The 21,402-nt window shown below is 62.4% G+C and carries 16 protein-coding genes; 11 read left to right on the top strand and 5 right to left on the bottom strand.

Annotation, left to right across the window (positions count from 1 at the left end):
• Positions 1–15: 15 nt before the first annotated feature.
• Positions 16–3,648, top strand: a complete 3,633-nt coding sequence (locus CCR82_RS15040; RefSeq protein WP_201246623.1) for a sulfite exporter TauE/SafE family protein — start codon at positions 16–18, stop codon at positions 3,646–3,648.
• A gap of 22 nt (positions 3,649–3,670) precedes the next feature.
• A complete protein-coding gene (gene lgt, locus CCR82_RS15035; protein WP_201246622.1) occupies positions 3,671–4,516 on the top strand; it encodes a prolipoprotein diacylglyceryl transferase in 846 nt (281 codons plus the stop codon).
• A 60-nt stretch (positions 4,517–4,576) separates the two neighbouring features.
• Here lgt and CCR82_RS15030 read toward each other — a convergent pair whose 3' ends face one another.
• Positions 4,577–5,317 carry an HAD family hydrolase gene (locus CCR82_RS15030; RefSeq protein WP_201246621.1) on the bottom strand — a complete coding sequence of 247 codons (741 nt, stop codon included), beginning with the start codon at positions 5,315–5,317 and terminating at the stop codon, positions 4,577–4,579.
• Positions 5,318–5,590: 273 nt separating this feature from the next.
• On the opposite strand from CCR82_RS15030, the gene CCR82_RS15025 reads away from it, so the two are divergent.
• Positions 5,591–6,061 carry a YbhB/YbcL family Raf kinase inhibitor-like protein gene (locus tag CCR82_RS15025; protein WP_201246620.1) on the top strand — a complete coding sequence of 157 codons (471 nt, stop codon included), beginning with the start codon at positions 5,591–5,593 and terminating at the stop codon, positions 6,059–6,061.
• Positions 6,058–6,594, top strand: coding sequence for a hypothetical protein (locus CCR82_RS15020; protein WP_201246619.1), 537 nt, complete (start codon positions 6,058–6,060; stop codon positions 6,592–6,594). Before CCR82_RS15025 ends, CCR82_RS15020 begins: the two co-directional genes overlap by 4 nt.
• A 3-nt stretch (positions 6,595–6,597) precedes the next feature.
• Here the strand turns inward: CCR82_RS15020 and gnd are convergent, their stop codons facing one another.
• Positions 6,598–7,626 carry a phosphogluconate dehydrogenase (NAD(+)-dependent, decarboxylating) gene (gene gnd / locus CCR82_RS15015; RefSeq protein ID WP_201246618.1) on the bottom strand — a complete coding sequence of 343 codons (1,029 nt, stop codon included), beginning with the start codon at positions 7,624–7,626 and terminating at the stop codon, positions 6,598–6,600.
• A gap of 118 nt (positions 7,627–7,744) precedes the next feature.
• A complete protein-coding gene (gene glgX / locus CCR82_RS15010) occupies positions 7,745–9,817 on the bottom strand; it encodes a glycogen debranching protein GlgX (protein ID WP_201246617.1) in 2,073 nt (690 codons plus the stop codon).
• 214 nt (positions 9,818–10,031) lie between these two features.
• On the opposite strand from glgX, the gene CCR82_RS15005 reads away from it, so the two are divergent.
• A complete protein-coding gene (locus tag CCR82_RS15005; RefSeq protein ID WP_201246616.1) occupies positions 10,032–10,604 on the top strand; it encodes an NUDIX hydrolase in 573 nt (190 codons plus the stop codon).
• On the opposite strand, the gene CCR82_RS15000 is transcribed toward CCR82_RS15005, so the two are convergent.
• Positions 10,601–12,172: an AAA-like domain-containing protein gene (locus CCR82_RS15000; protein WP_201246715.1), complete on the bottom strand. Its 1,572-nt coding sequence runs from the start codon at positions 12,170–12,172 to the stop codon at positions 10,601–10,603. The two genes, CCR82_RS15005 and CCR82_RS15000, sit on opposite strands and share 4 nt — an antisense overlap.
• 303 nt (positions 12,173–12,475) lie before the next feature.
• Between CCR82_RS15000 and CCR82_RS14995 the strand changes: the two genes are divergently transcribed.
• Together CCR82_RS14995 and CCR82_RS14990 are read left to right on the top strand one after the other, a co-directional pair.
• Positions 12,476–13,621, top strand: a complete 1,146-nt coding sequence (locus tag CCR82_RS14995) for an SPM autocatalytic domain-containing protein (RefSeq protein ID WP_201246615.1) — start codon at positions 12,476–12,478, stop codon at positions 13,619–13,621.
• Positions 13,622–13,835: 214 nt separating this feature from the next.
• Entirely contained in the window at positions 13,836–17,582 is a 3,747-nt protein-coding gene (locus CCR82_RS14990; protein ID WP_201246614.1) for a DUF7948 domain-containing protein, read from the top strand.
• Between the two features lie 20 nt (positions 17,583–17,602).
• Here the strand turns inward: CCR82_RS14990 and CCR82_RS14985 are convergent, their stop codons facing one another.
• On the bottom strand, positions 17,603–18,136 hold the full coding sequence (locus CCR82_RS14985; protein WP_201246613.1) for a Uma2 family endonuclease: 534 nt from the start codon (positions 18,134–18,136) through the stop codon (positions 17,603–17,605).
• Positions 18,137–18,264: 128 nt separating this feature from the next.
• Between CCR82_RS14985 and CCR82_RS14980 the strand changes: the two genes are divergently transcribed.
• From CCR82_RS14980 to CCR82_RS14965, 4 genes are all read left to right on the top strand, one after another.
• The gene (locus tag CCR82_RS14980) at positions 18,265–19,554 is read left to right on the top strand and encodes a CAP domain-containing protein (protein WP_201246612.1); all 1,290 of its coding nucleotides are present in this window, start codon (positions 18,265–18,267) and stop codon (positions 19,552–19,554) included.
• A 385-nt stretch (positions 19,555–19,939) separates the two neighbouring features.
• Positions 19,940–20,188, top strand: a complete 249-nt coding sequence (locus tag CCR82_RS14975) for an AbrB/MazE/SpoVT family DNA-binding domain-containing protein (RefSeq protein ID WP_242513520.1) — start codon at positions 19,940–19,942, stop codon at positions 20,186–20,188.
• Complete coding sequence (locus CCR82_RS14970; RefSeq protein WP_201246611.1) at positions 20,188–20,427, top strand: type II toxin-antitoxin system PemK/MazF family toxin; 240 nt, start codon at positions 20,188–20,190, stop codon at positions 20,425–20,427. Before CCR82_RS14975 ends, CCR82_RS14970 begins: the two co-directional genes overlap by 1 nt.
• A gap of 2 nt (positions 20,428–20,429) precedes the next feature.
• The coding region (locus CCR82_RS14965) for an IS481 family transposase (protein ID WP_201246610.1) at positions 20,430–21,402 on the top strand (973 nt) is incomplete at its 3' end.

Genomic DNA, 21,402 nt, shown 5'->3' with positions numbered 1-21,402 from the left:
GCCAGCCAGTCCAGCATGTCCATCGTTACCGCCAAGGCTTTCCGCCAGCAGATCATGAAACCGGCCGAGGGCCTGTTTCTGTTCCATGCACGTGCCATCGAGCGCCTGATCGAGGGCCAGCTGGGCGAGCGTCTGGTGGGGGTCACGATCCCCGACCTACCTTATTATTTGATGCCGCGAGCGGATTTTCTGCTCGGCCTCGAGACCGAAAACGCCGAAGCGCTGTCGGTGATCGAGGGGCTGCGGTTGCCCGAGCATGTCATCCTGCTCCCGAGTCCACCGAATCAACGCTTGGAACAACGCAGCTTCACGCGCCTGCGCTACGACTACTGGGCGCGCTCGTTCGAGGCTGAAGTCGCAAGGACCTGGCAAGACGCGCGCGATTGCGAGGAAGAGGGTGCAGGGCTCAATGCGGGTTCGCTGCGTGCGTTGATTGGTCATGATGCCTTCGCCGAGGTGCGCGAGGTGCTGGCCCATGATGGCCTGATCCTTCCAGTGTGGGACGATGATCTCATCTGCCGCAGTTTTGTCGCGTTTGTGGTCAGGCTGCGCTACTTCGCACCAGGCGCGCGTGGGTTCTTCTTTCCCGCTATTCAGGTCTGGCCCCGAGTCGATCGTTGGCTGTCGGTGGCTGGTCTCGATCTGCCGCGTCCCTTGGTCGATGAACGACTGCCGCGCCTGCTGCTTAAGAGTCGCCCGGGCAGTGGCGCACGCTTGCGCGACGATGTGCCCTTGTTGCCGACAGCCCTTCCCTATGGGCGCAGCGATCCGGACCTCGTGGAAGTGCTCGCGCGCACAGCGCGCGCGAGTGCGTTGACGCATCCTGTGCATGTCGCTCAGGCGAGCAAGGGCCGAGCGCGGGCGCAGCCGGGCGGCACTCAGGCAGAGCCCGGATCCCTGACAGAGGAATGTCTCGAGCAAAGGCTGCTGGATGCCTTCGCGCATGGCTCAAGATTGGATCTGCAGCCAGACTGGATCGAGCGCCTCGGCGACCAACTGGGCATTTGGTGGACTCGGCTGCTTGGGGTCTTGCGCTGGGTGCCGCCAGTGCTGCCCTGGCGGCTGCTTGGGCGCCGGAGTCGGGTGGCTGCCGCCGGCAACCGTTTGCAGCGCGAGGCCGACCTGCGTGCCGATATCGCCTTGTTCGAGCAGACCGTGTCAGCGGCCATCCGCGCTCAGCGTGGTGGCTATCTTGCGTTGGCATTGCGACGGTTGGCGGCGGCACGGCGCTTGGCACGGCGCTTAATGCCTGATGCGCTGGCCTTGCCGGTCGCGCTCGAGCGGGTCGTTGCAGGACGCGAGACATTGGTCGAGACTCGTTTCGCAGAGGGCTTGGCCGAGCGTTGGGCGGTGGATACGCACAGCCGTACCGAGCTGCGGGCATTGATCCATCGCCTGGCGGAGGATGATCGTGCGCGTGATGGCTCGCCCGCGGCCCAAGGGCTCCTGGGCTGCCTCGAGCAGTTGATGCGTGAAGGCCCCACCGATTATTACCGGCTTCGTGTCGGGCCTTGGCTGCTGCACCTAGGCCGCACTCAGATCCGCGAGCTATTACCGTTCCAGCCGATGCTCAAGGCCCTGCGAGCCCTCGAAACCAGCCGCGCTCGGCTCGAAGAACTGTTCTGGCCAATCACCGATCTAGAACGCTTCTCGACCCTGTTGCGGACATTGAACCGCGCGATCACCGACCGGCTCGATACCGAGCTGACGCCGCGTCTCGAGCAGGCGATGCGGGAGGCTGATTTTATTCCGCGCAATCACCGCGAGATCGTCGCCGCACACAAGATGAAGCTGGAACTGCTCGATGTGATCAAACATCGGCGCCATCTCAAATTCACTGATGTCCGCGATATCGTCGCTCGCAATATTCTGCGCTTGCCGGACCCAAACTGGGGTGAATTCTTCCGTGGTGACCGGCTGCGGCGCTTCGATCGCACCGCTCAGCGGGCTTTGCCCGGTGTCTATCGTCCCGGTGAGATCTACATCAAGGGCTTGCAGCAGTTGGGGGCGCCGCTGTTCGGGACCCCACTCGGGCGCGATCTCCTGCGCTATCTATTTTTGCCCTTTGGCGGCGCCTATCTGGTGCTTAAAAGCATGGATTTGCTGATGGCGCTATTCCCGTTCATCGATAAGCGCTTTTATCTGACCGAGCCAACCTCCGTCATCCTCATTGGTAGCCTGATCAATCTCATCGCCTACACCGGAATCGGCCGCCATCTTGCAGAGGCTGTCACCTTCGGGGGCTGGCGTGTCCTGCGCTTCTTGGCGTGGGATGGACCGCGTGAGTTGATTCGCTGGTGGCCCATTGCTGGTTTATTGAGCACCGGCCTAATGCGCGGGCTGGGGCGCAACCTGATCCAGCCGCTGCTGATCGGCATCCTGCCGCTGGTGCCAATTATCGCGTTAGCGGTGTTGGTGGACGAGGTCCCCATTGAGCCTGGCCTGTGGTTATTTGGGCTGGCCTTCGCGCTTGGCACCCTGGCGCGTAATACACCGGCTGGGCGTCGCTTCCTGGATAATCTGAGCACGCGCATCGCTGCTTACCTGCAACGCATCAATCAGGCCCTGTTTATCGGGCTGATCCAGCAGCTGCTGTTCTTCTTCAAAGAGGTAACGCGCCGTTTCTCGCAGGTGTTGCACCGCGTTGACGAGGGGTTGACTCACCATCTCAGCGAGCGCTGGAGCAGCCTTGCCGTCAAGACCCTACTGTCGCCGCTATGGCGTCTCTCCGAGGCCCTGATCCAGTTTTATGTCACGGTGCTGGTAGAGCCGCAGGTCAATCCAGTCAAGCACTTCCCGATCGTAACCATCGGCCACAAGCTGTTGTTGCCTTTCCTGCCCGCCATTACCACGGCCTTCGTCGAGGTCACCGAGTCGGTCTTGCCGAAGGTAATCGCCTATCCGCTGGTGACGCTGACGATCGTTTTGTTGCCCGGCTTATTTGGCTTCCTGGTCTGGGAGCTGAAGGAGAACTGGAAGCTCTATGAAGCCAACCATCGCGAGCCGCTGGGCTCATCCGATGCCGAGCAGACGCCCGCGATCGCGGTCGAGCCGGCCAGTGTTGGCGCGCATGCCGAGACCATGCGCAGGCTCATGTGTCGCGGCTTTCATAGCGGCACCTTGCCGAAGCGATTCGACCGGCTGCGCAAGGTCATCCGCGAGCAATTACGGGATGACAATGCCTATCCGAAACATCTGCGCCGTTGTCAGCGCCAGCTCGAGGAGGTCGAGCACGCGATCGGCGTGTTTGTCGATCGTGAGTTCTCGTTCGCGTTGCGCGAGCGCTGCCGCAATCCGGATTGCACGCTGACCCGCATCGAGACCAATACCCCGCGCCTGGCAACCGAGCTTGTCGAGATCAGTGTGGCGATCTATCCGCGCTCAGCCGATGGCGATCCGAATACGGAGGTTCAGGTGGGTGCCGATAGCCAGCGCCAAGACCACGCCGATTCCAATGCGGTCATGCTGGGTATCCGTATCACCTTCGATGGACGCCGGATGCGCTTCGAGACCGACTTCAGCGGCGCGCCGGAACGGATCGGGCCGCGCTGTTGGGCGATGGTGAGCGACGATCTGCGACTCTTCGCCGGGCGTGCCGGTGCTGACCTGCGCGCATTGGAAATCGAGCTGCCCGTCGGATTGCAATAATCTCATGCTACTATCCGCGCCCATGTTGACCTATCCCGCCATCGACCCCGTCGCCTTCGCTCTGGGCCCGCTCAAGGTCCATTGGTATGGGCTCATGTATCTGATCGGCTTCGCCGCCGCCTGGCTGCTCGGGCGCTGGCGGGCGTCACGGCCAGGCTCGGGCTGGAGCGCCGAGCAGGTCGACGATGTGGTCTTCTACGGCGTGATCGGTGTCATCGCCGGTGGTCGCCTCGGCTACATGCTGTTTTACGGCTTCGATCAGATCCTGGCCAATCCGCTCAATCTGCTCAAGGTCTGGGAGGGCGGGATGTCCTTCCACGGCGGGTTGATCGGCGTCATCCTGGCGGTCTGGCTGTTCGCGCGCAAGCACGGGATGCGCGTGTTCGCGGTCGGCGACTTCATCGCCCCGCTGGTGCCGATCGGCCTGTTGACCGGGCGCATCGGCAACTTCATCAATGGCGAGCTGTGGGGGCACGCGACCAACCTGCCCTGGGGCATGCGCCTGCCCTGCGAGCGTTTCCCGGCGTACTGCGCCGGGCTGCCGCTCGATGCCGAATGGAGCCTGCCGGTGCATGCCTCGCAGCTCTACGAGGCCGGTCTCGAAGGCTTGGTATTGTTCATCATCCTGTGGTGGTTCTCGAGCCGGCCACGACCGATGATGGCGGTCTCGGGGCTCTTCCTGGTGCTCTATGGCCTATTCCGGTTCAGCGTCGAGTTCGTGCGGTTGCCCGATGCCCACATTGGGTATCTAGCGTTCGACTGGCTCACCATGGGTCAGCTGCTGACCCTGCCCATGCTCCTCGGCGGCGCGCTGCTGCTCATCCTCGCCTACCGACGGCCCCATCAACAGGCCTCGTCAACAGGGTAAGCGAGCTGCGGTTGCGCCGTTGCTCAGTGGACACTGGTTAGAAAGCTCGGGCCATGCAGGTCACGCGGTATTTATCGTCTCGCTGCGTCGTGGTGCGGTCACGGAACCGAGCGTCGGCTCTGGGGCAAGCTGCAGCGCGTGCAGCACGCGCCAAGCCAGTTCGTCTGGTGAGCGACTGATGACCTCGGCCGGGATCTCATGCTTGCCATGCAGCCGCTCGAAGTCCTCGAAGCCGTAGGAGACCATGAACGGATGCATGCCGGAGTTGATCGCGGCGCGAAAGTCCTTGGCCTCGTCGCCGCAGGCAAAGGCACAGGCCGGATTGATATTGAACCGCTCGCGGGTCTGGCGGAAGTAGCCGAGCTTGTCCTCGCTCAGGGGCAGATGCACCAAGAAGTCGAGCAGATCCGGCTCGATGCCGTGTCGATCGAAGAGTTTGGTCAGGGTCACCACCGGGTCATTGGTGATGTTGCGCGTGACGATGCCGACGCGCACATCAGCAGCCGCCGCGAGCCGATGCACCAGGGCCTCGATGCCGTCGAACATGCAGGCCTCCTCGCGGTAGACCTCGGTCAGGGTGTCGATGAGCTTGGTGCGCCGCCCGGGGCCGATCTGGCGCCTGAGATTTTGCGGCATCTCCTTGAAACCGCCGATGTATTTGAACAGGTTGCGCCGCTTCTGAAAGCGCGCGAGCGGGCCGATGTCCATGCCAAGATGGGTAAAGGCCTTCTCGATGGCGCGAAAGGCGTCGATGGTGGTGCCATCAGCGTCGAGGATCACAAGGCGTGCGTTGTTAAACATTGCGTACAGTCGGCTCGGCAATGAGGGGTTCGAAGGGCCTTGCGGTGCGCCTGTCTCGGTGCTTCGGTCGCGATCATCCCGCGCGGCGGCGTGATTTTCGCACATTGGGTGTGGCGGTGGCGTCGGCCGGATTGCGGTTGATCAAGGGCTTTGCTTGGCCGGTGTCTCGCCTGGGGCAGGGGATGTTGGGCGGTGTAATGGCTTGCAACCTGTACAATCGGCCACTGCTAGCGTTCAATTTTGGCCGTGTCCTTTAGCTGCATCGAGGTGATCATGCCGTTGACGATTCGATCGAGCGCGTTCGCGGAAGGCGGGGCGATCCCGGTCCAATACAGCTGCGATGGCGAGGATCGCTCGCCGCCGCTGGCGTGGGACGGCGTGCCCGAGGGCACGCAGAGTCTGGCGCTGATCGTCGATGACCCGGACGCGCCCGACCCGGCGGCACCGCAGCGCACCTATGTGCATTGGGTGCTCTACAATCTGCCGCCGACGCTGACCCATTTGCCCGAGGCCTTCGAGCCGGCGACGCTCGCGATCGCCATTGGCGAGGGCATCAACGACTGGCGCCGCACCGCCTATGGGGGGCCTTGTCCGCCGATCGGCCGTCACCGTTATTTCCACAAGCTCTATGCGCTCGATATGATGCTGCAAGGCCTGCTGCGGCCGACCAAGGCCGATCTCGAGCGGGCGATGCGCGGGCATATCATCGAGCAGGCGACCCTGATCGGCACCTACGAGCGATGAATCTCAAGCTGCCAAAGACCTACACGCTGCTGCTTGCCCTCTGCATGGTTGCCGGCCCCTTCATCTGGCTGGTGCTGACCGAGGATGGCAAGCGCCGCAGCGATCTGTTCCTGCTGCACCTGTTCGGTCATCAGCCGTTCAATCTGGCCGTCGCCAAGCTGCGCCCTGGGCTCGACGAGGACGTCCTGCTCCGTCAGTTCCCGCGCGTTGCGTTCACTTGCGCCGATGTGCCGAGCGCGCTCGGTGAGCGCCAGTGCGAGGCGTCGATCGGCTCGTTCAACGGCATCCCGGCGCGCCAGGCGCGGCTCGACTGGAAGGATGAGGCGCTCGTGGCGGTGCGCATCGATTACCGGGGCCGCTGGCATGAAGCCTTGATCGAGGACACGACCACGCGGCTCGGGCCGCCGCGCCGGGATCGCGTCGACGAGCGCACCATCCTCGCCTGGCGGCTCGATCACGGCATGCTCCTCGCGCCCGAGCAGTTGATCGACGCCGAGCCGCCGGTGCTGATCTGGATCGCTCAGCAAGGTTGAGCCTCAGCCGCGCGCAGGCGTCTCCGGCTTCTCGTGGTGGCCGCCGAATTGATAGCGCATCGCCGACAGGATCTGATTGGCGAACTCGGCCTCGCCGCGTGAGGTGAAGCGCTCATAGAGCGCGGAGGTGAGCACCGGCGCCGGCGTGCCGGTCTCGATCGCGGCGATGCTGGTCCAGCGGCCCTCGCCGGAATCCGAGACGCGCCCACCGAAGGTCTTCAGCTCTGGATCACCCTGGAGGGCGTTGGCGGTCAGGTCCAGCAGCCAGGACGAGACCACCGAGCCGCGCCGCCAGACCTCGGCGATGCGCGCCAGGTCCATCTCGTATTGGTAGAACGCCGGGTCGGAGAGCGGCGCGGTCTCGGCATCGACGGCATGATCGGCACGACCGACGCCGGCGTGCTTGAGGAGGTTGAAGCCCTCGGCATAGGCGGCCATGAGTCCGTATTCGATGCCGTTGTGGACCATCTTGACGAAATGCCCGGCGCCGTTCGGCCCGCAGTGCAGATAGCCGAGTTCGGCGCGATCATAGTCGCCGCTGCGGCCCTCGGTGCGCTCGATCGCACCGGCGCCAGGGGCGAGCGCGGCGAAGATCGGATCGAGCTGCTCGACCGCCTGGGTGTCGCCGCCGATCATCAGGCAGTAGCCGCGCTCGAGGCCGAAGACGCCGCCACTGGTGCCGCAGTCGACGAACTGGATGTCCTTCGCGTGCAGCCGTTTGGCGTGGCGGATATCGTCCTGGTAATAGGAATTGCCGCCGTCGATGATGATGTCGCCGGCCTGCAAATGCGGCTCGAGCTGATCGATGACGGTATCGACCACGGCCGCTGGCACCATCACCCAGGCCGCGCGCGGCGGGCGGAGCTTGGCGCAGAAATCGGCGATATCGCTGCTGCCGGTGGCGCCTTCTGTCTCGAGGTCGGCGACAGCCTTGGGGTCGGTGTCGTAGACGACGCACTCATGGCCGGCGCGCATCAATCGTTGCACCATGTTGGCGCCCATGCGCCCGAGGCCGATCATTCCGAGTTGCATGCTGGGATATCCTCTCTGTCGTGGTTTCTGCCGACATTTGGCAAGGGGTGTGCGGTCAGTAGACCTCGACCGCGCGGGTGTTCAACAGACGGAGACCGGTCTCGACGCGCACGCTGCTTCAGCGAGCCTCGAGCACCACAATGCTGCGGGCCTGCGCACGCAGGCCGTCGCGATCGAGACGCTGCTGCTCGTGCAATGACCAACCATAGGGTGCCTGGGCGGTATCGATGGCACCGTACCAGCGCCGGCCTGGCACCGATGGCAGCTCGAATTCCATCGGCTCTTTCCACATGTTCATCATCACATGCAGATGCGGCTCGTCTTGCTCGAGGCCGGCCAGCGTAAAGGCGAGCACGCGCGTATTCGGATCGTCCCAGCGCGGCTTATCGAGCTTGACGCCGTGCCAGCGGATATCCGGGATGCCGCCTGCATGCGTTGGCTCGCCGGTGAGGAAATGGTTGCGCCGCAGCGTCGCATGCCGCTGCCGGAAGGCGACCATGGCACGGGTGAAGTCGAGCATGGCGCGGTTCTCCTCGGCCAGGCGCCAGTCGATCCAGGACAGCTCGTTGTTCTGACAATAGGTGTTGTTGTTGCCCTGTTTGGTGCGCAGCAACTCATCACCGGCGAGCAGCATGGGCACGCCTTGGCTCAGCAGCAGCAGCGCGATGAAGTTGCGCGCCTGTTGGCGGCGCAAGGCCTGGATCTCGGGGTCATCGGTGGGGCCCTCGACGCCGCCGTTCCAACTGAGATTGTGGTCATGGCCATCGCGGTTGTCCTCGCCATTGGCCTGGTTGTGCTTCTCGTTGTAGCTGACCAGGTCATTGAGGGTGAAGCCATCGTGACAGGTGATCAGATTGATCGAGTTGGCCGGGCGGCGGCCACGGCTCTCGTAGAGATCGCTGGAGCCGGCGATGCGGGTGGCGACATCGCCGATGAGGCCGCCATCGCCACGCACGAAGGCGCGTATCACGTCGCGATAGTGGCCATTCCATTCCGCCCAGCGAAAGCCGGGGAAGTCGCCGACCTGATAGAGCCCGGCGGCATCCCAGGCCTCGGCGATGATGTGCGCGCGTCCGAGTTCGGGCGAGAGTTCGACCGACCAGAGCACCGGCGCGTGGTGTTCCGGGGTACCGTCCTCACCGCGCGCCATGGCGCTGGCCAGATCGAAACGAAAGCCATCGACGTGCATCTCGCGCGCCCAATAGTGCAGCGAGTCGATCAAGAAGCGCGTGACCAGCGGATGGTTGCAGTTGACGGTGTTGCCGCAGCCGGTGTAGTCGCGATACTGGCTCAGGTCGTCGCCATCGAGGTGGTAGAAGACCTCGTTGCCCATGCCCTTGAAGTTGATGATCGGACCCTCGGCGCCGCCCTCGGCGGTGTGGTTGTAGACCACGTCGAGGATGACGCCGATACCGGCGCGATGCAGCGCCTTGACCATGTCGCGGAACTCATCGCGCGCGTGGCGCGGGTCGCAGGCATAGTGCGGATGTGGCGCGAAGAAGCTATGCGTGCTGTAGCCCCAGACGTTCTCCAAGCCCAGGCGCGCGGTGTTCGGCGGCACGTCCTGCAGATCGAAGGCCATCACCGGCAGCAGCTCGACATGGGTGATGCCCAGCTCGGTGAGATAGGGGATCTTCTCGATGATGGCGCGGAAGGTGCCCGGATGTTGGGTATCCGCCGAGGGATGACGGCTGAAGCCGCCAACGTGCAGCTCATAGATCACCGCCTCGGTGAGCGGCACATGCAGATGCTGATCGCCCTCCCAGTCGTACGCATCGCGCATCAGCACCGAGCGCATCGCGGTGGCGAGATTGCTGCCCGGGCGACAGGCGGCCGCGCGATCCCAGAGCCGATCGCTCACCGTCGTACACCAGGGGTCGAGCAGCAGCTTGTCCGGATCATGCCGGCAACCGCTCTCGCGCGTATCGCTCGGGCCGTCGATGCGCCAGCCGTAGCAGATCCCATCGGGCAGATCCTCGACCAGCACATGCCAGAAGAAGAAGGTGTGGTTCTCGCGCGGATCGAGTTCGATGATCTGGAACGGCTCGCGGCTGTCCTCGTGCTCGAACAGCAGCAGCTCGACCTTGGTCGCATGCCGTGAGAAGCAACAGAAGTTGACGCCGTTGTCGGCGAAGGTGGCGCCGGAGAGACCCCAGTCGCCGGCTCGAGTACGATAATGCGGTGCTGCCATGGAGCGAAGATTCCTGGTCGGTCGACGATGTCGTCGAAGGTCGTCGGATGCGGTGCGCGCGGGCTGGTGCCGATGCGTCGATGCCGGTGCGCCGGCACCCCCATGGTAATGGCTCGCGGGCGCGGCGGATATGTCGGCCTCCATCACGCGCGCGAAGTCTTTGGCACGCAAGGGCGTAGAATCGCCCTCTGATCCGTTTGTTCGAGTGTCACTGATGCGATATTGCAGTCAATGTGGGGCAGGCGTCACCCTGCGGGTGCCCGAGGGCGACAACATGCCGCGGCACATCTGTGTCGAGTGCGGCATCATCCATTACCAAAATCCGAAGGTCGTGGTCGGCTGTCTTCCAGAGTGGGAAGATCGGCTGCTGCTGTGCAAGCGCGCCATCGAGCCGCGTTATGGGCTCTGGACCCTGCCGGCGGGGTTCATGGAGAACGGCGAGACGGTGCAGCAGGGCGCGGCGCGCGAGACGCTGGAAGAGGCCGAGGCGCGGGTCGAGGTCGGTGCCCTCTATGCGCTGTTCAACCTGCCGCACATCAATCAGGTCTACATGCTGTTTCGCGCGCGCCTGCTCGCGCCCGAGTTCGGGCCGGGCAGCGAAAGCCTGGAGACCGAGCTGATGCGCGAGTCCGAGATTCCCTGGGAGGAGATCGCCTTCCCGGTGATCCATGAGTCGCTCAAGCTCTACTTCCGCGACCGCGCCGCCGGGCACTTCCCGCTGCGCGCCGGCACCATCCGTCGCCTCGAGGGCCCCGAGCGTCGTTACGCATTCGATCTGGAAAACTAGGCGCGCACCACGACGATCCGCCGCTCCTCGGGGCTGGCTATCTCCTCACTACGGGTACGCGCTTCGATCGGTGGCTGTCCGCTGCGCCGGTCGAAGATCACCAGCCAGCCGGTATCCAGCCCCAATCCCGCCAGATAGGCATCGAGCTGCTTCAGCCCTTCAGCGAGCGGATCGGGCCGTCCATCGCGCCGGACCTTCAGCTCGATGCCCAACGTCACCGCGCCATAGCGCAGGCACAGATCCATGCGCCCAGAGCCGATGGCGTATTCGCGCTCCAACGTCCCGCCACCGTTGATGACCCGATGCAGGAAGGCCATCAGCACCAGATGCGGGGCGATTTCGTGATAGGGCGCGCTGCCGAGCAGCGGCTCGCCGTGCTGACGCCAGAAGGCGAGAAAGGCGTCGAGGAGCGCGGCGGGATCCAGGCTGCCATCGGCCTTGAGCCACGTCGGCGCGATTTGGGGCATGGAGGCCTGCGGCGTGAAGGCCAGCATCCGTGGCAACACCTCGCGGTAGAGCGGATTGGCCACCCTCAGGCCACCGTCTTGCAGGCGCAACAAGCCCAGATCGAGCAGATACTGAATGTCGTCATCGGGCACATCGCCGAGCGCGGTCCCGGCGAGCATCGGCTCGATCACGCGGCGCACGCGCGGTTCCTGGAGCTTATGGGCGAGCTGATCGAGATGGGTCACGCGCTCAAGGATCATCTGCTCCTTGGCCTTATCGATCAGCGCTCGCGTGATCGGTTGAGTCCGGTCGCGTCCTGCGGGCAGCTCGAAACAAGCGCGATAGGCCAGCGCATTGACCAACCAAGGTTGGCCCTGGGTCAGCGTCCAGATCTGCTCCAGCGCCTCGGGCGTGAAGACCTGCCCGGTCTCTTGGGTGTGCTCCAGCAGCAGGGTGCGCGTCTCCTCGGCGCTGAAGTCGCCCAGGCGCAGGGACTTGGCCTTGATGTTGAAGGCGCTGCCGCCGGTGATGACCTCGCGCTCGGAGCGGGCGTGGATGCGGTAGTCGCGCAGATCGCGCACGCCGCAGAGCACGACCGTCTGCGGGAACGCCGTCGGGCGCTGCGGGTAGCCGGCGCGGAGTTGGCGTAGCAAGGAGAGGAGGGTGTCGCCGACCAGAGCGTCGACTTCATCCAGGAGCAGCACGGCTGGGCGCGGATCGAGCCCGGTCCAGAATTCCAACAGACGCGAGAGCCGATCCTCGGGCGCGCAGGTCGCACCCTCGCTGCGTTGCCACTCGTCGGAACGCGGGTCGTTCAGGTAGAGCCTGATCGAACGTCCCAGGACACTGCAGATCGCGGCCATGCCACGGGCGACATCCTCGCGCGCGGTCTGCGCCGCCTCGAGATTGGCATAGACCGCCCGATAACGCCCATCCCGATTCAGATGCGCCATCAGTGCGAGCAGGCAGGAGGTCTTGCCGGTCTGCCGCGGGGCGTGGAGCAGGAAGTATTTCTTCTGCTCGATCAGGCTGAGGACCTGCTCGAGATCCCAGCGCGATAGCGGCGGCAGGCTGTAGTGGTCCTCAGCGCGGATCGGGCCTTCGGTGTTGAAGAAGCGCATGGCGGTACCAGGCACGAGACCGGTCGAATATCCGCGTTAAAGCCAGCGGGCACGTTACCACAGCCCGATGGCCAGCAGCTCACGCCGGCGGTCAGACCTTCACGGAACGGCTGCAATCGCTTTGCCCAGGTTCCCCGCTGGGACTTCCCGCTGCGCGCCGGCACCATCCGTCGCCTCGAGGGTCCCGAGCGTCGTTACGCATTCAATCTGGAAAACTGATCAAGTTTTTCCGCTGACGACCGATAAAGGAAGGTGTCATACAGATTCCATGTGATCGCCTTCAATGGCTCGAGGTCACCCAAGATGAGCATCGTCAGCAGCGAAATGTCTCTGGCATCCAATCACCGCTATAGCCGCGTTGAGACCAGCAGCGAACGCTTGCGGATCCGTGTCGGCGAGCGCGTTGCACCGACCGCGTCAGCGCCAGACCGAGGGGACCGGCAGGCGAGCGGTCGCGTACTGATCTCGCTCCAGGGACAGGCGCGCGCGGCGGCGGAGAGGGCGGCGCTCAGCGCCGAGGATCGAGCCGCCGGTGATGCGGCCAATGGTGAGACCAGCGGTGAGACCTGCGCCGACTGCCTGGAAACCGCGATGGACGAGGCGCGCAAAGATCCGGCCAACCAGTTGCTGATCGCCTTGGTCGAGTATCTGAGCGGCCGCTCGCTCAGCCTGTTCCGGCTCGAAACGGCCGCGCCCGAGACGCCGCCGCAGGAACTGGCCGAGGAGCCAGCCGCAGTTGACGCTCAGCGCGTTCGGCTGTCGATTCGCGAGCCGGCGCCGGCCTTTTCGCTCGACTACAGCCGGACCCATTCGCTCGAAGAGCACGAAGCCACCACCTTCTCCGCGCGCGGCCTGATTCGCACGGCGGACGGCGCCAGGGTCTGCTTCGACCTGCAACTCGAGATGCAGCGCTCCTATCGCGAGGTTAGCCATACGCAGATCCGCATGGGCACCGCCCAGCGCGAAGACCCTTTGGTGATCAACTTTTCTGGAACTGCGGCCCAACTGCGCGATCAACGCTTCGAGTTCGATCTCGATGCCGATGGCGAGCTGAGTGCGCTGCCGCTGCTCGCGAGCGGCAGTGGCTATCTGGCGTTCGATCGCAACGGCGACGGGCGCGTGAATGACGGCTCGGAGCTGTTCGGCGCCCTCAGCGGTGATGGCTACGCCGACCTAAAGGCGCTCGATGAGGATGGCAACGGCTGGATCGACGCCGCCGACACGGTCAATGAGCAACTCTACCTGTGGCTGCCCGAGGCCGGCGGCGACGGCAAGCTGCTGACGCTCGAGGAGGCCGGCATCGCGGCGATCTCCACCGCCAATGTTGCAACTCCGTTCGAGCTGCGTGGGCAGCACAATGCCGACCTTGGCGCCGTGCGGGCGACGGGTCTGTATCTGAGCACGGAGAACAGGGTGGGCACCACGCAACAGATCGATTTGAGTGTGTGAGCCGCGCGACTTGAGCGCGGCGCACACGGTTTTGGCACGACCTTGACGTTCGGCACTGAGTCAGGGCGAAATCGCTTTGACCCGTCCACCTTGGCGTGCTAAGACTACAAATGTTCCCGCATGGGAACGCAGGGAGGCCTTGGCGATCGGGTATCAGCGACCCCGCGCATTCGCTTAGGTCCACGAGCAAGCCATTCTTTAGGAGGCACGCCTCATGTTCCATCCGCTCCGATTGCCAAACCGCGCGCGCGCCGCAGGCGCCCGCCAAGCCCACGTCCACCGTCTCCCCCTGCAAGCCTGGCTCGGCAGCGCCGCGCTGCTGGTGCTGCTGGGATTCGCGCTCTCGCCCCTGGGTGCGCTGGCGACCACCGATGCCGCCACCGAGGCCACGCCCGCAACGGTGGTCACACCCGGCGGCACCAAGCCACTGCCCCTGCAATTCGTGCCCAATGTCGGCCAGTGGTCACACTCGGAGCTGTTGTACCTAACGCGCGCGGCCGATCTCGACGCATTGTTCAAGCGCGATCATGTCGAACTGCGTCTGCGCGATGCCGAGGCCCCGGCGACGCTGCGCTTGCGTCCGCTTGCCGCCGAGGCCACCGAGCCGCAGCCCGGCGCAAAGCGCGTCACGGTGGTGAACGACTATCGCGGCCAAGACCCGGCGCGCTGGCACAGAGGCATCCCGACCTACGAGGATCTGCGCTACGTCGATCTCTATCCCGAGATCGACCTGGTCTTCCGCACCCATGAGCAGCGGCTTGCCTACGACTTTATCGTCCACCCCGGCGCCAACCCGGCAAGCATCCGCGTTGCGCTCGAGGGCGCGCGAGAGCTGAGCGTCGAGTCCGACGGCAGCCTGCGCGCGACCCTGCCCGATGGCCGCGCGTTCCGTCAGCAGCCGCCGTTCATCTATCAGGAGCGCGACGGCGAGCGCGAGCCCGTGAGCGGGCGCTTCCAGGTGCTTGCCTCCCGCGCGGGCGAAGACGCCGCGCCGGTCTATGGCTTTGCGGTCGATGACTATGATCCCTCGCGCGCATTGATTATCGATCCAACGTTGGATTATTCGAGCTTGGTTGGCAGTGACGGTGAGGAAGCGATCAATGCGATGTATGTGACCAGCGCCGAGGAGGCCATCGTCGCTGGATGGACGGATTCGACGGATTTTGCGACGAACGCTGGTGCTACCGAAATAGGTCCTACAGATGAAGGAGAGAGTACTTTAGGAGGAGATATCGGCTTCATCTATCAGATGGCTGCGGATGGGAGCAGTCTGGATTTTGTCACTCTACTGGGCGGTAGCGACGATGATGTGATCCGTGACCTGGCGGTCAGTGGTGGCAATATTTATGTCGCAGGCTCGACCGATTCCGAGGACTTTCCGCTCGTTAATCCGCTCTTTCGTGTCTTGACGGATGGCACGAATGCATTCGTCACTAAACTCAGTGCCGCCGGCGCGCTCGTTGCCGAGGGTGCTAACGGTTTCTCGACTTACTACGGCGGAAACGGCGACACTTCAGCGAATGCCGTCGCGGTCGATAACGATGGCAGCATCTATATCGCCGGTGTCACCGATGCGCCTGATCTCGTCCTGCGGAATCCGCTTTATTCCAGGCTTGCCGGTGGTGACGATGGCTTCATTGTTCAATTCGCACCGAATGGCACATCACTTGATTATGCAACCTATTACGGGGGCTCCGACGACGACAGTATCGAGAAGCTGATCGTTTCAAACAGTCTCGACACTGTTAGTAGGCCGCTTGTTTCCGATACCGGTGATCTATTTCTGGCCGGCCATACCGAATCATCCGCGACTGATCGCGATGGGACCTCGGATTTTCCTGTCAAGCATGCGCTGCAGCCCGCGCTCGGAGATGGGCAGGATGTCTTCCTTGCCCGCATCGCGCGCGGTGGTCAGGAATTGGTCTTCAGCACCTACATCGGCGGCTCGGACGATGATGTGCTCACCGATTTTGCCTTGGATGCCGAAGGCAATTATCTCTTGTCGGGTTACACCACCTCCGAGGATTGGCCGACAGAGAATGCAATCATTCCCAATTACCCGTTCGATCCCGACGGTGATGAGATGGGAACGCTCGTGAAGATCGATAAGTCTGGACGCTTCCGGCACTTTGCGACCTATCTTGGTGCGGCCGGAGACGATCGAGCGCTTGCGGTTGCTGCAGGCACCAATGCGGCTGGTGAAGATGTAGTCTATGTCGCCGGCACCACGGACTCGAATGCCTTCCCGATCCAGAATGCCTTTCAGGGATATCATGCTGGCGAGGGAGATGGATTCCTGGCTATCCTCGATGGTAGCGGACAGACGATGCGGTTCTCGAGCTATTTCGGCGGTAGTGAGGCCGATCAAATCGTAGCGATCAGGCCGAGTAATCCAACGAGCGATACATCGGTGATCTTTTCTGGCATGACCGATGAGGAAGATTCGGCACTGTTCCCGATTGAGAGCCCGGTTCAAGCAGAGCATGCGGGCGACATCGATACCTTTGTCGCGCGTTTTGATACGATCGAACTTGGTCCACGACTGCCTGTATTACGGCTTGGCTCAGCTGATGACTCTGCCGATCCTCTTGATCCTGATAACAATAATTTTTCCAGTATTGGTGATGCTGATGCTGCAAAGATTTATCTCTCAGACACGATTTACCCTCCTTCAGTAATTGATGGCGTTGGGTTCGTGTTGCGGCTTGATGATCGCACAAATCCAGGTGATCCAGGTGTGATCGCTTTTTCGACAAAGCTTTATTTTGATACGTCTGTTTTGGCAAGCCCAAATCTTGAGTGGGCGGACACAACTGTTTTAAATCAAGCCAATAAAACACCTGGCGGTCCGTTGACCTGTACAGATGGAGTCTGCGACATTTTTGTATTTCAACCTGCAGGTACAGGTACACTCCCGGGCGGTAGGCCTAGACTAGATTCTGATGATAGCCAGCTAGCAATTATTAGCTTCGATTTCGTCGACGGTGAGGCTGATATTGACTCTCAAGAGGTCGTTGTAGGTCTCCAAGAGGTCGCAACAGCTGTTGTTGAAGGAGATTTGGACGATGTCATTTCCGGACTGCCCGGCACACGGTTCGTGGAGCGGCGCTGTAACGACATACTCGGCGACTGCGACTGCAGCGGACGGGTGCAATTGTTCGAGGTGCAGTCTGCGGTGACTTATGCTCTTAATCCTGCGCCCCTTCCTTTCGATCTTGATACCGATCCAGGTCCTGGTGATCCTTCTACAGCGGGTCCTGCTCTTGATGGAACGACTGATAGCCGGCCTATCTGCATAAAAACCAACTATGTTGGGATGTCTGTTTCTGATCTTTCCGCAAACCCGATGGAGGGCATAGACGCCGATCAAAGTATCATTGCTAATTATCTTGCTGGAACAGAAGAGGAAGAACCTGATACTGGTGGCGAAGATGAAGCCGGTGGAGAAGACAGCGTCAGCGAATCCATGGGCATGGGCACGCTGTCCGCATCCTCGGAGAGCGGCGTGAATCCGGACACCTCGACTAGCGAACGGCTTGATTTCGTATCACCGCAGATCAGCGGTAGCACGGTCTCCTACGATCTCAAGCTCAGTGCAAGCGATGAGCCCTCAGGGTTATTTATCGATATCTTTTACGATCCAGCACATGTCGAGGATCCTTCGGCCATCACCGGCGCGGCGTTGTCCAGTGTCGGCAAGCAGGTCGTCTACAACGTGGTCGAGCCGGGTTGGCTGCGGCTGGTAGCTTACGGCATCAACCTGACCACCATCCCCGACGGGATTCTGGCAACGGTCGAGCTAGAACTGGCTCCAGGCAGCACCATCGATGATCTGATGCTGGAGATGAAGGCTGCAGCAGCGATTCCGTCTCTGGGGCGCGATATCAATCTGCACAGCAACGGGGTTGAGGGCGGCCACTTCGTCATCCAGATGGAGTCCAGCGACAGTGCCCGGCACTGACCTCGCCTACAGCCTCTGCGTTAAAATCGATCTTCTCGTAGAGATCGCCTAAGCGTACGCTGCAGCCGATCGACTCCAGCTCGATTTGATCGTTTGGCTGCTCGTAGGCCGTGAGCAGCCAGCGGTTGTCGTCTTGGTGCGTGTAGAGATCGACGCTCAGCCGGTCCTGGGCGATCAGCGCGTATTGCGCGGGCTTGGCAAGTGGCGGTAGAGGGCGACAGAATCTCGATGATGAGGGCAGGGTTGGTGAGCGTGTCCGTGCGGTCATCGAAAAAGGATGGCGTTTCGCAGAGGGCGATGAAATCGGGATAGGTGCAGGCATCGGCGGACTCGATACGGACCCGCATGTCATTGGCGATCGCCATGCAGGGGCCTTTTTCGAGCTGGTTGCCGATCCGGCGAACGAGGTTGGTATTGATGAGGTTGTGACGGAAGCTCGCGCCGGTCATCGCGAAGACGTCGCCGGCGACATATTCACACTTTTCGTTCACCGCTTCGCGTTCGATCGCGAGATAGTCCTCGACACTGTAGTCGAGCTGTTGCTGAACGGCCATCGATACCCCTCCCTCTAAGTTGCTATTCACCAGTATAGGCCAGTCGCTCGGCAACAGCGCGAGTGACATCCAGCCAGATTTTGAAGCGAAACTTTTGGTATTGACTGAGGAACAGTGAGCAAAACAGCATGACTGAACCGACAAGCTTTGAGCAATTCATGCTCGAATTGATCAATCGCGCCCGCAGCCAACCGCTGGAAGAAGCGGCCCGGTATGGGATTGATCTGAACCAAGGACTGGATCCCGGCACCCTGTCCGGGTTGTCCATGCAGCCTGTGTTCAGCAATTCGCTGCTGATCGACGCCGCACACACTCACAGCGATTGGATGCTGGCAACCAATACGTTCAGTCATACGGGTGAGGGCGGATCAGAACCAGGTGATCGCATGGAGGATGCAGGCTATGCATTCACCCTGCCCTGGAGTTGGGGTGAGAATCTTTCTTGGAGAGGCACGGAGGGTACGCGACCGTCAGATCTCACGGATTATATTCTCGATCAGCATGAGGGTTTGTTTCTCAGTCCTGGACATCGTGTCAACACCCTAACTGATCATTTCCGAGAGATTGGTGTTGGCCAATCGCTGGGTGAGTTCACCTATCAAGGCATGGACTATCAAACCTCCATGATCACCCAGAACTTTGCTACCTCGGGCAATGAGGTCTTCCTGGGCGGCGTGGCTTATGACGATGTGGATCGTAATGACTTCTACACCCCCGGCGAGGGCTTAGGGGGCATCACCGTGAGTCTGCCGGGTCTCGGGCTGGAGACCCAGACCGGGGAGGCTGGCGGTTATCAGCTCGCCGTTCCCGCCGGGACGCACGATGTAGTGTTCTCAGGCGATGCGCTGGAGGAGCCCGAGACGAGGACCATCACCATCGAGGATGAGAACGAGAAGCTCGATCTGGTGCTGGGACCGGACGAGTTGCCTCTGACCGTCGACCCCGTCGACTACGCGACCCGCTTCATGCAGACGCTTGCTGAAGCGCACGCCGATGAAGCCGTGACCTTGAATACCTCGCTCACGTCCATCTTTGCGCGGATACTGAGCCGGCAATTGGAGCCGGACAGCGATGACGGAGGACTGATACCGAGCGGCGCCTTCGAGACCCTGGCGCCGGTGTTTACTTTCGTCGCCAGCCCCGTTTCGGCGCGACCAGGCGGCCCGACGGGGTATTCGCAAGCGGAGAAGGACGCAGCGCGCGATGTGGCCCGATTTGAAGCGTTTGAGGCTGGAGCACAAGGCTTTCTTGCCGCCGAGCCACTGGAGGATTGGGAGACCGGTGGCCGCTCCTTGTCCGCCGCCTTTGAGCCCGCATCGGAGTCGTCCTTGGATACGGCACCGGAACCGGACCTCCCCACTGATGATTCGGGACCAGCGGCCAGCCTCGCTGCCTATGCCGATTGGGCCCTACTCTAGTCCGCAGCACAGGCGCCCGAGTTCGATGATCCTCTCCCGGAGCTGTGAGCCCGTGCCCTTGGAGCGCATCAAGCAAGGATCAGACCCAACAGGCGTGTCTAGCCCCGGAACGATCCACACAGGCTGTGGATAAGTCTGTCGGAGGACGGCTCTTCAAGAAGATAAGTTACTGATCGACAACCTACTGGAGAGCGCTCGGGTCAGATTGAGTCGCGACTGACCACGCCCCCGCGCCTCGTGCTGTGTCGCAAACCGTTTGAGCGGTAGGGCACAGTCAGGGCGAGCCAGCAGCGCCAGACTGAGGATTGCTTCGATCCGTGCGGTCCTATCCAGACCGCCTGTGCTAACATTGTGCTTCCGTGGTGTCTTTACCGAGGAGGCCAAGATGGAAGTCACCCTTCGTCAGATGGGAAACTCCAGAGGTGTGTTGATCCCCAAGCCTATTCTGGCCCAGGTTGGGCTTGAGGGTGCTGCCGACCTTCAGGTGCGCAACGGCGTGATCGAGATCCGACCCCTTCACCGCCATCCACGGCAAGGCTGGGCGGAGGATGCTGAGCGGCTGGCCCAAGAAGGTGAGGATGGCTTGGTCTGGCCGGCGTTTGCCAACCAAGACGACGATGACTTGGTGTGGTGATGAAGACGGGGGACATTTGGCTCGCGCAACTCGATCCGACCGTCGGCCGTGAGATTCAAAAGACCCGTCCCTGTGTTGTCATCTCCCCTAATTGTTTAGTCCCGGGTGATCATATTCCCCGAAGGAGTTATCCTTTGCTGCGTGCCCGCGGGGCACTGGAGCTGCTCGCTGCCCAGCTCGGGGACGATGCGCTTCCTTGCCCTACCGCCTGCTGCACCCCTGCCGACGGAGACGAGTAACCATGGTGATCCGACTGCACAAGCAAGCCCGCACTACGCCGGCGGTGCGTGGTGAGCTGCAAGTGGCCGAAGGCTCTCACAAGAGCTTGGCACGGCGCTACAACCTCAGTGCGGCGACGGTGGCGAAGTGGCGTGGCAGGGACGACGTGAACGATGCCTCGCACCGTCCGCAACGGCTGCAGACCACGCTGACTCCGGCGCAGGAGGCGGTGGTGGTTGAGCTGCGCCGCACCACGCTGTTGCCGCTCGACGATCTGCTCGCGGTGGTGCGGGAATTCATCAACGAGGCCGTCTCGCGCTCGGGCCTGGATCGCTGTCTGCGCCGCCATGGGGTCGCGCGCTTGGCCGATCTGCTGCCCAAGGAGGACGCGCCCAAGGCGGAGGTCAAAGGCTTCAAGGCGTATGTGCCGGGCTTCGTGCATGTGGATGTCAAGTATCTGCCGCAGATGGCCGATGAGGAGGGGCGCACCTACCTGTTTGTAGCTATCGATCGGGCCACCCGCTGGGTCTATCTGGAGCGCTTGCCGAAGAAGTCCGCAGCTCACGCGCGGGGCTTCCTTGAGCGCCTGCTCGCGGCGGCTCCGTTTAAGATCACCCGCCTGATGAGCGATAACGGCAAAGAGTTCACCGACCGCTTCTGCGCCACCGGCGAGCGTGAGCCGACCGGTCGCCACCCCGTCGACCGCCTCTGTGCCGCTCAGGGCATCGCGCATCGCTTGATCAAGCCAGGGCGTCCGCAGACCAATGGCATGGTCGAGCGCTTCAACGGGCGCATCAGTGAGGTGCTCAATACCACCCGGTTCGTCAGCGGCGAGCATCTCCACGACACCCTCCAACGCTACGCCGCGCTCTATAATCATCACATTCCTCAGCGCAACCTCGGCCACATCAGCCCGGTGCAGGCGCTGATCAACTGGCATAAAACCCATCCGGAGTTGTTCGTGGTTGATCCTAACAATCTCCCGGGACTTGACA

The sequence above is a fragment of the Halochromatium salexigens genome (assembly GCF_016653295.1).
Taxonomy (GTDB): domain Bacteria; phylum Pseudomonadota; class Gammaproteobacteria; order Chromatiales; family Chromatiaceae; genus Lamprobacter; species Lamprobacter salexigens.
Note: the sequence above shows the minus strand (reverse complement) of the source record. Positions and strands in the feature narration are given on the sequence as shown.

Excerpts from the sequence above, each read along its gene's own strand:
- gnd (WP_201246618.1), bottom strand. The coding sequence starts at position 7,626 with ATGCAACTCGGAATGATCGGCCTCGGGCGCATGGGCGCCAACATGGTG.
- CCR82_RS15000 (WP_201246715.1), bottom strand. The coding sequence starts at position 12,172 with ATGCGCTTCTTCAACACCGAAGGCCCGATCCGCGCTGAGGACCACTAC.
- CCR82_RS15025 (WP_201246620.1), top strand. The coding sequence starts at position 5,591 with ATGCCGTTGACGATTCGATCGAGCGCGTTCGCGGAAGGCGGGGCGATC.
- CCR82_RS15005 (WP_201246616.1), top strand. The coding sequence starts at position 10,032 with ATGCGATATTGCAGTCAATGTGGGGCAGGCGTCACCCTGCGGGTGCCC.
- CCR82_RS14990 (WP_201246614.1), top strand. The coding sequence starts at position 13,836 with ATGTTCCATCCGCTCCGATTGCCAAACCGCGCGCGCGCCGCAGGCGCC.
- CCR82_RS14985 (WP_201246613.1), bottom strand. The coding sequence starts at position 18,136 with ATGGCCGTTCAGCAACAGCTCGACTACAGTGTCGAGGACTATCTCGCG.
- CCR82_RS14980 (WP_201246612.1), top strand. The coding sequence starts at position 18,265 with ATGACTGAACCGACAAGCTTTGAGCAATTCATGCTCGAATTGATCAAT.
- glgX (WP_201246617.1), bottom strand. The coding sequence starts at position 9,817 with ATGGCAGCACCGCATTATCGTACTCGAGCCGGCGACTGGGGTCTCTCC.
- CCR82_RS15040 (WP_201246623.1), top strand. The coding sequence starts at position 16 with ATGTCCATCGTTACCGCCAAGGCTTTCCGCCAGCAGATCATGAAACCG.
- lgt (WP_201246622.1), top strand. The coding sequence starts at position 3,671 with ATGTTGACCTATCCCGCCATCGACCCCGTCGCCTTCGCTCTGGGCCCG.
- CCR82_RS14970 (WP_201246611.1), top strand. The coding sequence starts at position 20,188 with ATGAAGACGGGGGACATTTGGCTCGCGCAACTCGATCCGACCGTCGGC.
- CCR82_RS14995 (WP_201246615.1), top strand. The coding sequence starts at position 12,476 with ATGAGCATCGTCAGCAGCGAAATGTCTCTGGCATCCAATCACCGCTAT.
- CCR82_RS15030 (WP_201246621.1), bottom strand. The coding sequence starts at position 5,317 with ATGTTTAACAACGCACGCCTTGTGATCCTCGACGCTGATGGCACCACC.
- CCR82_RS15020 (WP_201246619.1), top strand. The coding sequence starts at position 6,058 with ATGAATCTCAAGCTGCCAAAGACCTACACGCTGCTGCTTGCCCTCTGC.
- CCR82_RS14975 (WP_242513520.1), top strand. The coding sequence starts at position 19,940 with ATGGAAGTCACCCTTCGTCAGATGGGAAACTCCAGAGGTGTGTTGATC.